Below are 11,940 nucleotides of genomic sequence, written 5' to 3' on the forward strand. Positions count from 1 at the left end.
TCATAGAAAGGGTGCTTACGCGATGACGTATACGATCTCGGCAAGAAAAACACTCACCTCAGAGGAACTGGCACAAATTAAAGAATTGGTTGGGATTTGCAATGAGCAGGATGGGATTGATCTCAAAGTAAACCCGGGAATGCTGGAAAAGCGTTCGGGAGAGCATGAAGAGGACTTTGTCTGTTATGCGGATGGAAAGCTGGTTGGCTTTCTGGGCCTCTACGTGTTTCATGGCGGTGAGGCAGAAGTGAGCGGCATGGTCCACCCAGCCTACAGAAGAAAAGGCATATTCACAGCGTTGCAAGCACAAGCCGCAGATGCATGCAGACGAAGAGGCATTCCGGCGCAGTTGTTTATTGTTCAGCGAGAATCGGAAAACGGTAAGTCGTTGATGGAGCGAATCGGCAGTGAATACCAATTCTCGGAATATTGGATGGATTTGGGAGAGAAGCAAAGAGCAACGGTTTCTGAAAACGTGCTGCTTCGACCGGAGATCGCCAGTGACTACGAAACATTGATTTGGCTAAACGTCCATGGCTTTCAAATGGAGGAAGAACGTGCAAGGGAAATGGCCGAAAACATGGCGGGTGATCCAAAGGCCACCACGCATTTGATGATTGTCGATGATAAGGCCATTGGCAAAATAAGCGTGAACAAGGATGAGGGCAAGGCGTTTATTTATGGATTTTGTGTCCACCCGGATTACCAAGGGAAAGGATATGGACGCCAGGCTTTGGCGCAAACGATCGAGATGCTGGGGAAAGAAGGATACCAGAACATATCACTGGAGGTAGCCTGTGAAAACAGCAATGCTTTGGGGCTGTATGAATCATGCGGCTTTTTCGTAAAGTCGGCCAATGATTACTATAAGCTGGCGTTGTAGGGGGCAAACTGCTTTTCACTATCTCTCAGGTTGGAAAACGTATCAGGATACATGCTACGATAGAAGAGAAAGCAAGTGTGCTGTAAAAAGGAGTGACTCATTATGAAACTGTTGTCCATCGAACCGACGCCGAGTCCAAACGTCATGAAGCTGAATGTAGACGAGCGTTTGCCGGATGGGGTCCAACATGTCTATACAAAGAAAGATACGAGTAAAGCACCAGAACTCATGAACAAGCTCTTGGAGATCGAAGGGGTTACCTCCATTTTTCATACGGCAGATTTTCTTGCGCTGGAGCGAAAGTCCAATGCAGATTGGCAACGTATTTTGACGGTCGCGCGCGAGGTTTTGCATGCAGGTGGAGGAGCGGCTGTTCCTGACCTGTCTGCCGAAGATGCGGGGGCATTTGGAGAGGCGCAAGTGTACATTCAAATGTTCCGTGGAGTTCCGATGCAGGTCAAGGTGACCATGGGGACGGAGCAGATTCGTGCAGCGTTGCCAGAGCGTTTTGGACAGGCAGCCGTGCGGGCAGGATCTGCGTCGCCTAACCTCATCATGGAGCGAAAATGGGTCGAGCATGGCGTACGCTATGGCGATTTGCGCGAGATTGGTGAGGAGGTCGCACTGGAAGTCGATGCCTCCTATCCGGAGAGCCGTGTGGAAGTAATCGTGGAACAGGCTATGGCGCTTTGTCCCGGGGAAACCCCAGAGCCAGTCGTGCGTGAAAAGAAAGTCGTTACGCTGGAGATGCTCGATGATCCGGATTGGCAAAAAAGATATGAAGCGCTGGATCGAATGGAGCCTACTGAAGAGGATTTGCCTGTTTTAGAAAAAGCGCTTCGTGATGGCAAGCCGTCGATTCGCAGGCTGGCCGTTGTGTATTTGGGCATGATTGGCGGGGATGATGTCTTCCCGCTGCTATTTGAAGCGCTCCGCGATGATTCCGTCTCTGTACGACGCACAGCGGGGGATACCTTGTCTGACTTAGGTGACACACGCGCAATTCTGCCGATGTGTGAGGCGTTGAAGGATAAAAACAAGTTGGTACGCTGGCGTGCTGCACGTTACTTGTTTGAGGTGGGGGATGAAACGGCCTTGGATGCTTTGCGTGCCGCACAGAACGATCCCGAGTTCGAGGTCAGCTTGCAAGTCCAAATGGCCGTCCAGCGCATTGAAAGCGGCGAGGCGGCAAGCGGTACCGTTTGGCAGCAAATGACTCGGCGAAACGATTAGTTCGCTCCTTCCCGTTGCGTTTGAGCCCTCTATCAAGCAGATTCCTGCTAGAGAGGGCTTTTTTGTGGTGTTCTCGTTGGTTGGATATACAGCGGATAGCGGGGCATACTGCTTCAAGAAGAGCGGTAAACAAGCTGGTTCATTAGGTAAATATTGGTATAAGTCAGTATAAAAATAGACACAGTTCAATAATAGTTGACTTCCACCTTATCCATCCCTTAGACTAGGATAGGGTTTAGTTTATGTATTCAACATCGCTAGTGCGTAGGGGAGATTGTGTATGACAACCAATCACTATGACGTTGTTATTGTAGGTGGAGGACTTGCTGGTCTTTCCAGCGCTGCCTACCTGTCGTCGAAAGGCAAAAAAGTTGCAGTTTTGGAACGCGGTCAATTGGGTGGACGTGCCGTTACACTGAAGATCAAAGGATTTAACTTCAACTTCGGTGCCCACGCCATTTATGCTCGCGACAGCTCCGTTTTGAGAACGTTTGAAAAAGAATTGGGTCTGAACATCGATTGGCAGGATTTCAATCCGACGAAAGCCAAGTACGATATTGGTAGCGATCTGACTGCAGTTCCGGCGAATGTACAAGGACTTTTCCAAACGAAGCTCTTAAAAGGTATGGACAAAGTATTGTTCACGTTTGAGATTTTGAAAACGATGCTAAAAATGGAGAAAGGCCATCCACATATGTCGATTCAAAAGTGGATGGAGAAAAAGCAAGTCAACGAAGAAGTGCGAGAAATGATGTTGACGCTTGCTTCTTCCAACTTCTTCACGCGTGAGCCTGAAAAGATTCCTTCTGACGTTTTCTTTTCTTACTACAGCCGTTTGTTTACAACGAATAAACCGGTAGCGTATATCGGTGGCGGCTGGCAAGCACTGATCAATGAATTCGTGCGTGTGATTGAAGCAAATCAGGGTACGATTCTGATCAAAACCAAAGTAGAAAAGTTCCACGTAGAGAATGACCGTGTGGTTGGAGTGGTGACACCGGAGGGCGAATTTACGGCGGATGAATTTATTTGCTGTATCCCGCCGAAGGAGATGGCGAAGGTCTTTGCGGAGACGCGCCTGGAGCATGCGGTTGCACAGCATGCTGAATACGAGCCAACGGTTGTTATGGTGTATGACATTGGCTTGAAAGAGCGAATTGACGTACCGTTCTCCTACATCTACGAAAAAGCAAACAATATTTTCATTACCGATATTTCGTATTATGACCGCACTTGTGTACCTGAAGGCGGGCAGTTGCTGCAGGCGACTGCTTACATGCGTCAGGATGAAGTAGGAAACAAGGAAGCGGCCGAAATCCGCAAACAAGAGATTGAAAACCTGTATGACAAGCATTTCCCAGGCTGGCGTGAGCAACTGGTTGTGCCGCGCGTTTCTGCTCGTGCAGTCGTACAGGAGATCAAATGGACCATGAATCAGAAGCCAATGCCGATTTTCATGCCGGATTACCGCAACCTGTTCTTTGCGGGTGACTGGTGTGAAGGACAAGGCCAACTGTCTGAGCTGTCTTTCTCTAGCGCGATGAACGTTGCCAAGCTGATTTTGGAAAAAGAATAAGTCGATGACGAGCGGGTGTTCCTTGGAGAAAGGAATGCCTGCTTGTTTTTTCTCATTCAACGTTATAAAGAGAAAGCCCGCCAATGGAGATGGCAGGCCACATGGATTACGCTTTCTGACTATATGCGTGATAAACGAGATTGCCGATTTGCGCCATGACGTTGGCAGCATCCTTTTGCTCGAGTCCCTTGTTTAAAATGGACAAGGTGACAGCGTGTGAACCGATGTAGAGGATCCCGACATCATGCGTGATTTTGGTTACAGAGCCAGTCTTGTTGGCGAATTCCCATTTCGGAATCGTCCCGATCACATCACCGTCCGGGTCAGGCAAAAGGAAGGGGATGCGCTCACGGTGCTGCTGAGTCTTCAAGATGGCGACCATTTTTAAACAGCTGTCGTAGGAGATGATTTTTCCTGTTGCCAAGTAGCGGAGGTGGCTTCCCATGTCTTTTGCCGTCACCTCATTGTATCCTTCCAATTCGGCTGGGACGACCATAAGCTTGTTGTGGAATTGACTGTTTTTCATTTCGGTTTTTTGCATCGCGTTACGGATGCTCTCTGTCCCCACGAGGTCAATCATCATGTTCGTCGCCGTATTGTCGCTTTGGATGATCATCAGGGTAACCAGGTCGCGAATCGTAAATTCGGTGCCGGGAGTCATATGCTGAAGAACACCTGCACCGCCAACGAGATCGTCTGTACGCAGCTTGATTTTGTCCTCGAAGGCAAACTTGCCTGCATACGCCTCTGCAAAAACAGCTGTCATGATCGGGATTTTGATCACACTGGCTGCATAGAAGCGCTGATCTTCGTTGATGGATAAGGTTTCGCCGGTTTGCAAATCTTCGAAAAAGATTCCCCATTCCCCGCCAGCGTCCTTGATCAGACTGGATATTTGGGCAAAAAGACTGGATAACATGTAGACCCATCTCCTTTTGTTTCGATGTAGACAAAATTTTCTCAAGATAATATTATTTAGTCATGCTCCTAACAATCAAGAAGAATTATTCAAAGATGGGGGTTTTGCTGTTGCATAAGTGGAAGAAACTATCATTTTGTGCTGTTCTGTTAACCAGTTTAGCATTCGCTGGTTGTGGAGCACCGCAAGCAAGCAACACGGGGGAGACGACAGGTGCGAAGCAGGAGCAGAGTAGCGCCCCCCAAACAATGCAGGTCAACCTGAACTCAGGTGAGCCAAGCACGATTGATCCTGGACTGGCAGAAGATATCCCTTCAATGTCTGTTGCCCGTGCAGCATTTGATGGCCTCCTGCGCCTGAATGAAAAAGGCGAGCTAAAAGAGGCGGTCGCAGAGAAGTACGAGGTTTCCGCTGATGGTCTCACGTATACCTTTCATCTGCGGGAGTCCAAATGGACCAATGGAGATCCGGTTACGGCTCATGACTTCGAATACGCATGGAAACGGGTTCTCGACCCGAAAACCGCTTCCGGTTACGCGTATCAGATGTACTATTTGAAAAATGGGCAAGCCTTTAACGCCAACAAGGCAAAAGCCGAAGATGTCGGCGTAAAGGCAACAGACGATAAGACGCTGGTGGTTACGCTGGAAAACCCGGCGCCGTTTTTCCCGGGACTGGTTGCGTCTGTCACCTATTTCCCGGTCAACAAAAAAGCGGTTGAGGGCAACAAAGAGTGGGCTTCGAAGCCAGAGACGTACATTTCAAACGGGCCATTCAGCTTGAAAAATTGGGAGCACAAATCAAAGATCGAATTCGAAAAGAACGATTCTTACTGGGATAAGGACGCTGTCAAATTGTCCAAGCTGACGTTGAACATGATCGAGGATGCCAATACAGAGCTGTCGATGTTTGAAAAAGGTGATCTGGATTGGGCGGGCTCACCACTGGGCGATTTGCCACTGGATGCGCTAGATGCGCTGAAAGAATCCGGAAAGATGCAATCTCAAGCAACAGCGGGTACGTACTGGTACATTTTTAATACGAAGCAAAAGCCGTTTGACAACAAAAAGATTCGTCAGGCATTTGCTACGGCAGTCAATCGTCAGGAAATCTCCGATAATGTCGTACCATACAAGAGCACGCCAGCGACGGGTATTCTCCCGCCGACCATGGCACTCACGCCAGAAGGCTACATCAAAGACGGCGATGTAGAGACCGCGAAGAAGCTCTTGGCGGAAGGTATGAAAGAAGCGGGGATCAAAGAGTTGCCACCGATCACGATTGCATACAATACATCAGAGGTTAATTCACGTATTGCGACAGTCATTCAGGATCAATGGCGCAAAGCATTTGGCATCGAAGTCAAACTGGTTAACAAAGAGAACAAGGTTCACCGTGAGGACATGAAGCAAGGGAACTTCACCATCGGTCGTGGTAGCTGGATTGGCGATTTCAACGATCCGATCAACTTCCTGGAAGTCTTCAAGGGTGGACTGAATACATCCAAATGGGAAAACAAGGAATTCCTCGATTTGCTCGCGCAATCTGCGAAAGAAGGGGATGTAGCGAAGCGCAAGGAAATCCTCAAGAAGGCTGAACAAATCGTCATGGATGAAATGCCTGCGTTGCCAATCTACTATTTCACCTATGCGTGGGTGAAGCAGGATAGCGTTAAAGATGTGGTAGTAGATGCACTCGGGTTCATCGATTTCAAGTACGCTTCCAATCAAAAGTAATCATGAATCTATGAGGGAGTGACTGGCGTGCGTCCGATCATTGGTGTGGCATGTACGAAAATGTATTTTCCGAAGAACGATCTCGACCAGTTTTTCTATGTAGGTTCAGGCTATGTGAACGGAATTGCGCGCAGTGGCGGTACTCCACTGATCTTGCCACTGCTGACGATTCAGGATGCTCCGTTTCGTGAGATGATCGAATCGCTGGACGGCTTGATTTTGTCCGGTGGTGAAGATCCTGCGCCGCATTTGTACGGCGAAGACCCGCTGCAAGGGCTGGGCGATATCAATTACGAAAGAGACATCACAGAGCTTGAGATTATCAAGATTGCGTTGGAGCTGAAAAAGCCAATCCTGGGCATTTGCCGCGGGATGCAAATTTTGAATGTGGCGTGTGGCGGCACCCTCATTCAAGATATCGCGAGTCAAGTACCAGGAGCATTACAGCATGCACAGAAGGGGTCACGGCAATACGGGGCGCACAAGATTACGCTGCAACCTGGCTTTGTAGCGGATGCCCTCGGAAAGACAGAGGTGCTCGTGAACACCTCTCATCACCAAGCAGTCAAAGACATAGCACCGGGCTTCAAAGTCACAGGATGCGCGGCTGATGGTGTGATTGAGGCGATGGAAAGCCTCGACGGGCTACATGTGGGCGTACAGTGGCATCCAGAACGGATGTGGGCACACGACGACGACATGTTGAAGATTGCCGAGGCATTTGTTGCTCGGATAAAGCAGTTGAAGCTGCAAGTGACTAACTAGAGTCGTAATGAGAGAAACCGTTCTGGGATTGCCCAGAGCGGTTTTTTGCGTGTGGGAGGGCTTCCCCGTAGAAGTGTAGGGAAACAAGGATAAATGACAAGCAGAATCGAACTTCACGTAAGAGACTGGATTTTCGTGAGGTGAGTATTTGAAGAAAATAATTGTTGTTATTTTGCTTTTTCTACTCGTTTTTCCAAGGTTTCTTTTCGCAGAGTATTTTGCTGAACGCGAAATGAAAATGATAACCACAAATTATTATCAAGCGCTAATCGATGAAGACTACGCAACGGCTTTCGAGATGCTTTATCTTTATGATGCTAACGGCAGGCACCCAGTTGATGGGACAACGTTAAGTAACCATGAAGCGAAAGAATTTTATATGAAAAAGGTCGCCTTCTTACAAGCTCAACAGTATAAAATGAAAGACTTTGAGATCACAAAGATTAGATACGAAGATGGGCATACTGCCTTTCTTGAAATGAAGTTTGAAGTTGAGCAGGGTGGACAAAGATTTGAACATGCTGAAACCGTACATGTATGGGAAGGAAAGGTATGGATTATGGGGGAGGAGAAAGATCCGTTCACAAAGTATCGGGATGGGCGAATGAATTTTGACATTCCGAAAGCCCTTGTATACTGAGGATAGAGGTGAGAGAAATGTTAAAGGTCGGAGACTCGGCTCCCGTCTTTACGGCGACGAGCACAAAAGGAACCATTGATCTTAGGAATCACATCGGCAAAGAAAATATTGTCCTCATCTTCTATCCGGGCGATGATACCCCGATTTGCACGAAGCAGCTATGTGCGGTTCAGGATCACTACAAGAAAATCGAACAAGCAAATACCCTCGTTTTTGGTGTCAATCCCGGTGGCATGGACAAAAAGCGCTCGTTTGCTGATAAGTTCCGTTATGAATTTCCATTGATCGTGGATGAAGACGAATCCATTCGAAAAGCGTATGATGTCGGCAAGGTTCTCGGATTGTTTTTCCAGCAACGTATTGTGTATATCATAGGCAACAACGGAACGATCATCTACGCCAAAAAAGGAAATCCTCCAGTATCAGAGCTGCTACAGGTAATCGAAAACCAAGCCTAGGACGTTCTCGCTTGCGTCAATGGACCAAAACAGGGATAATAGAAATGAGAATGTATGTTTGGTGGTTATCCCTATGAAAAAAATTCTTCACTTGGATATTGACGCATTTTTCGCGAGTGTAGAGCAGTTAGATCGTCCTGAACTTCGGGGGAAGCCGGTCATTGTCGGGGGAACTGGCAATCGAGGTGTCGTATCGACCTGTAGCTACGAGGCACGAAAATACGGTGTTCGCTCCGCAATGCCTGTCGCCATGGCGAGGAAGAAATGTCCGCAAGGCTATTATTTGCCTGTCCGCTATAGCCGTTATATCGAAAAATCTGCTGAAGTCAGACAGATATTTACTTCTTATACAGAACGTTATCAAACAGTGGGTCTAGACGAGGCTTATTTGGACGTGTCCCATTATGAGAATGCGGTACCCATCGCCCGCGATATCAAGAGGCGAATCAAACGAGAGACCGGACTTACTTGCAGCATCGGACTTTCCTACAATATGTCATTGGCTAAGATTGCCAGTGATTTGAAAAAGCCGGATGCCTTTGTCATCATCCGACCAGAGCAGGCTTTGGATGTGCTGCGGCCGTTGCCAATTGGCACTTTGCATGGAGTCGGCAAAAAGTCACAAGAGCTGCTCGCGAAAAAGGGGATTGAGACGGTAGAGGATTTTTGGCGGCTTTCACTCGATGAGGCCACTACATTATTTGGAAAGTTCGGTCGTTCCCTCTATTACCGGGCGAGGGGAGAAGACAATCGCGAAATTGAGATGGACCGCGCGCCGAAATCATCGAGCCGCGAAACGACTCTGCCCTTTGATTTGTTTGACAGAGATGCGATTGCGCCGATTGCTACCTCCCTTTTGCGTGAGGTCGAAGAGGATATCCGAGAAGAAGGGGTCGAGCCCCAGACGATTACGCTAAAAATCAAGTACGCGGACTTTACCCAACGAACCAAGCAGCACAAGGCTGTGGCTGGGGCTAATTGGCAGGAGCTGTTGGACGATTTGCTCGACGCTTTTGACTATACAGCGGGCGTTCGATTAGTTGGTGTAGGCTTTTCGAATTTTGCCGAGCAGCAAGGGGAGCGGTACGAACAGCTCTCGATGTTTTCGTGGAAGCTGGGGAGGTAAGGGAGGGAGAACAGTGGAGACAGAGAATGCCTTTCATTGCTGTGCGACCTGTATCCATTTTCGCGTGGAGAAAGGTACGGGAGGAGTCAGCTATCGATGTTCTCGTCTGACCTATGAGACGCGTCCGGACTATCGATTCCAATGCTGGACTCCGACTGAGAAGGTCAAGCGACTGATGGAAGCACGGAAAAGTAAACGATAACGACAAGAGGCACCCCCTTCGTCCGTATCGACAGAGGAGGTGCCTTTCTATTCCATTGTCAAGTCGAGGACCATCACTTCCTCCGGTCCATCCATTTCGCCATTGGAGGTAAAGCCTAACGACTCATACAGCTTGCGAGCGAACTCGTTTTCAGGATGAATACTCAAGTAAATGCGCGTACAACTGTAGCGTCTGCCCATTTCTTCAACGAGCATGCGCAGAAACTTTTTGGCGTAACCCTTCCCCTGATGGCGACCATCAATCATAAAGCGATCCAGCCAAATTCGGCTATTCTCTACGTCGATCCCGTGCATGGCATAACCGACAGCGATGTCCATGTCATACAGACCGCATGATATCCATTCCGGTTCAAACCCTGATTGGGCGATGGAAAAAGAGTTGCTTTCGATGAAGGCGTGTTGACCTTCTGTTACAGTCAAGCTGGCAATTTGGCGCCAATTTTCTTTCGTAATTTCACGAATCGACAAGCTCAAAATTTCATCTCGCTTTCCTTGATACTGAGGCTGGTGGATTTGCTTGCTTTTAATTGGACAAATAGTAAAATGCCGAAGCCAAGTATGGATGCTGCGACGATTAGGAGGGCAGACGATACAGGAAGTAAATCCGTCAAAATTCCCCCTGCCAGTGGGCCTGCAACCATTCCGATCCCGTGAAACATATTAAAAAGAGAGTAGGCTGTGCCGTATGCACCGCTGCCTCCTTGGTCAATAATGGCCCCTAACGTACCCAAGGTAGGCGATAAGGTGAAACCAATGCTGGCTCCAATCAGGGCCATTGCGAGCATTGCCTGCCAGAGGGAGTCGGCCCACGCTAAAAATGGCAGAAACACAGCCAACGTCATGATTCCACCAAACATGAGTTTATACGGATTCATGCGGCCAGAAAGAGAGCCGGCAACTGGGGCGATCATTCCGTACGCGAGTGTCATGACCCCAAACAAAAGACCAATCGTTGTCGGCGTCATGCTGAGTTTCTCTGTAAAAAATACGGGTAACGTCGGTTCCAGCAAGCAAAGGGAGATCTCAGCCAACAGGACGATCCCAGCGATAAAGATGACTTGCGGATTGCGGATGAATCCACCGACATGAAGCTTTTCGCTGACAGTTTTCGTCGCGTCTTCCTTCAAGAACAAGTAGACCAGCACAATGTTGATTACGGTAAAGGCTGCTGCTGCCAGAAAAGGCATGCGATGGTCACTGATTTCAAACAGCCATCCGCCAATCGGCGCTCCGAGCAATGTACCGGTCGAAATCGCCGTCAATGCAATTCCCATTACAGTTCCGCGCATTTTGGATGGGAACAAATCCGCCAAGAGGGCAAGGGCAGTTGGCCATGTAGCCGCAGCAGCAATACCTTGAACAAAACGCGCGGTAATCAACAAGCCCATTGTTTCAGAGAAAGCAAACAACAACGTGGAAGCAGCAAGACCGAGCAAACCGATCAAAAGCATGGTCCGTCTGCCCATCCGATCGGATATCGGTCCGAAAATAGGAGTGGCAATGAGCATTGCGATCGCATAGCTGCTAAACAGCACGCCCATCATTGTAGAGGATGGCTGCAGCTTTTCCGTAAAATAAGGAACAATCGGAATCAATAAGCTATACAGTAGCATATCGATGAAAAGGATCAGGATGACAAACAAAAGTCCGATTCGTTGTTGTTTGGTCATTTGTGTAAAAATGGACATGATGGAACACCTCTTAACTATAAAAACTATTTTTGTTTTATTGGTTTTCTTACAAAGAACGATATCGTGGTCTTCCAATGTTAGTGGGATGACCACGAGTCATTTGTTACCTTTTATCGGCTGGTACCAATCCAAATAAGAGGACATCTACAATAGCGGATAGCGCTTCTGAGACTGTAATCTGGTTTTTCATGTAAAATCGCTGGTCGAGTGTAGAATTCAGCGCATCGACAATGACCTTCAGCATGAGCGTGACGTCCATATTGACGATGAGTCCTTCTCGAATCGCTTGCTCGAGTAGGTGGCGAAGTGTCTGCCAATCCTCGGATAGAGAAGCCTCAACTTGGGCATATTGCTCAGGATAATATCGCTTCATCTGTTCGAGGATGCGCAAATCATAAAATTCATAGTGTGTCGGTAAAACCATCATGACGCCTTTGATTTTTTCGATAAGAGAGAGACTGTTGTCTGCGAGGATTTGCTGTGTTTTTTCATCGCCCTCTTCAAAGGACTGCTGTATGATTGTTTCCAGAATTTCCACTTTGGATGAGAAGTGCTCGTATAACGTGCGTTTGCTGATCCCGAGCCGCTTCGCCAAATCATCCATGGAGAATTTCATGCCTTTATCGCGAATCTCTTCAATGAAACCCTTCATGATCCGGTTTTTAATTGCAATCGACCCCCAGCCAAAACA

Annotated in this window: 13 protein-coding genes; 9 read left to right on the top strand and 4 right to left on the bottom strand. The window is 48.1% G+C overall.

Annotated features, from left to right (window positions below; translation table 11 throughout):
- The first annotated feature begins 22 nt into the window (after positions 1 to 22).
- The 3 genes from BBR47_RS10160 to BBR47_RS10170 all read left to right on the top strand — a co-directional run bounded on the left by BBR47_RS10160 (position 23) and on the right by BBR47_RS10170 (position 3,692).
- A complete protein-coding gene (locus BBR47_RS10160) occupies positions 23 to 883 on the top strand; it encodes a GNAT family N-acetyltransferase (RefSeq protein WP_012685687.1) in 861 nt (286 codons plus the stop codon).
- A 102-nt stretch (positions 884 to 985) separates the two neighbouring features.
- On the top strand, positions 986 to 2,116 hold the full coding sequence (locus BBR47_RS10165; protein WP_012685688.1) for a virulence factor: 1,131 nt from the start codon (positions 986 to 988) through the stop codon (positions 2,114 to 2,116).
- A 280-nt stretch (positions 2,117 to 2,396) separates the two neighbouring features.
- On the top strand, positions 2,397 to 3,692 hold the full coding sequence (locus BBR47_RS10170) for a phytoene desaturase family protein (RefSeq protein WP_012685689.1): 1,296 nt from the start codon (positions 2,397 to 2,399) through the stop codon (positions 3,690 to 3,692).
- A 106-nt stretch (positions 3,693 to 3,798) separates the two neighbouring features.
- Here the strand turns inward: BBR47_RS10170 and BBR47_RS10175 are convergent, their stop codons facing one another.
- The gene (locus BBR47_RS10175) at positions 3,799 to 4,611 is read right to left on the bottom strand and encodes a serine hydrolase (RefSeq protein WP_012685690.1); all 813 of its coding nucleotides are present in this window, start codon (positions 4,609 to 4,611) and stop codon (positions 3,799 to 3,801) included.
- Positions 4,612 to 4,721: 110 nt separating this feature from the next.
- On the opposite strand from BBR47_RS10175, the gene BBR47_RS10180 reads away from it, so the two are divergent.
- The 6 genes from BBR47_RS10180 (at position 4,722) to BBR47_RS10205 (ending at position 9,538) form a co-directional block, all read left to right on the top strand.
- Complete coding sequence (locus BBR47_RS10180) at positions 4,722 to 6,347, top strand: peptide ABC transporter substrate-binding protein (protein ID WP_012685691.1); 1,626 nt, start codon at positions 4,722 to 4,724, stop codon at positions 6,345 to 6,347.
- A 27-nt stretch (positions 6,348 to 6,374) separates the two neighbouring features.
- Positions 6,375 to 7,112: a gamma-glutamyl-gamma-aminobutyrate hydrolase family protein gene (locus tag BBR47_RS10185; RefSeq protein WP_041749355.1), complete on the top strand. Its 738-nt coding sequence runs from the start codon at positions 6,375 to 6,377 to the stop codon at positions 7,110 to 7,112.
- A 148-nt stretch (positions 7,113 to 7,260) separates the two neighbouring features.
- Complete coding sequence (locus tag BBR47_RS10190; protein WP_012685693.1) at positions 7,261 to 7,752, top strand: hypothetical protein; 492 nt, start codon at positions 7,261 to 7,263, stop codon at positions 7,750 to 7,752.
- Positions 7,753 to 7,769: 17 nt separating this feature from the next.
- Positions 7,770 to 8,210: a peroxiredoxin gene (locus BBR47_RS10195; RefSeq protein ID WP_012685694.1), complete on the top strand. Its 441-nt coding sequence runs from the start codon at positions 7,770 to 7,772 to the stop codon at positions 8,208 to 8,210.
- 73 nt (positions 8,211 to 8,283) lie between these two features.
- Positions 8,284 to 9,336, top strand: a complete 1,053-nt coding sequence (locus tag BBR47_RS10200; RefSeq protein WP_012685695.1) for a DNA polymerase IV — start codon at positions 8,284 to 8,286, stop codon at positions 9,334 to 9,336.
- Between the two features lie 13 nt (positions 9,337 to 9,349).
- Positions 9,350 to 9,538, top strand: coding sequence for a hypothetical protein (locus BBR47_RS10205; RefSeq protein WP_012685696.1), 189 nt, complete (start codon positions 9,350 to 9,352; stop codon positions 9,536 to 9,538).
- A 47-nt stretch (positions 9,539 to 9,585) separates the two neighbouring features.
- On the opposite strand, the gene BBR47_RS10210 is transcribed toward BBR47_RS10205, so the two are convergent.
- The 3 genes from BBR47_RS10210 to BBR47_RS10220 form a co-directional block, all read right to left on the bottom strand.
- Positions 9,586 to 10,032: a GNAT family N-acetyltransferase gene (locus BBR47_RS10210; protein ID WP_012685697.1), complete on the bottom strand. Its 447-nt coding sequence runs from the start codon at positions 10,030 to 10,032 to the stop codon at positions 9,586 to 9,588.
- On the bottom strand, positions 10,029 to 11,246 hold the full coding sequence (locus BBR47_RS10215; protein WP_012685698.1) for an MFS transporter: 1,218 nt from the start codon (positions 11,244 to 11,246) through the stop codon (positions 10,029 to 10,031). The genes BBR47_RS10210 and BBR47_RS10215 overlap by 4 nt, the downstream gene beginning before the upstream one ends.
- A 106-nt stretch (positions 11,247 to 11,352) precedes the next feature.
- Positions 11,353 to 11,901 (bottom strand): TetR/AcrR family transcriptional regulator, encoded by a 549-nt coding sequence (locus tag BBR47_RS10220; RefSeq protein ID WP_012685699.1) that lies wholly within the window; start codon positions 11,899 to 11,901, stop codon positions 11,353 to 11,355.
- Positions 11,902 to 11,940: the final 39 nt, after the last annotated feature.

Source organism: Brevibacillus brevis NBRC 100599, from assembly GCF_000010165.1.
GTDB classification, from domain to species: domain Bacteria; phylum Bacillota; class Bacilli; order Brevibacillales; family Brevibacillaceae; genus Brevibacillus; species Brevibacillus brevis_D.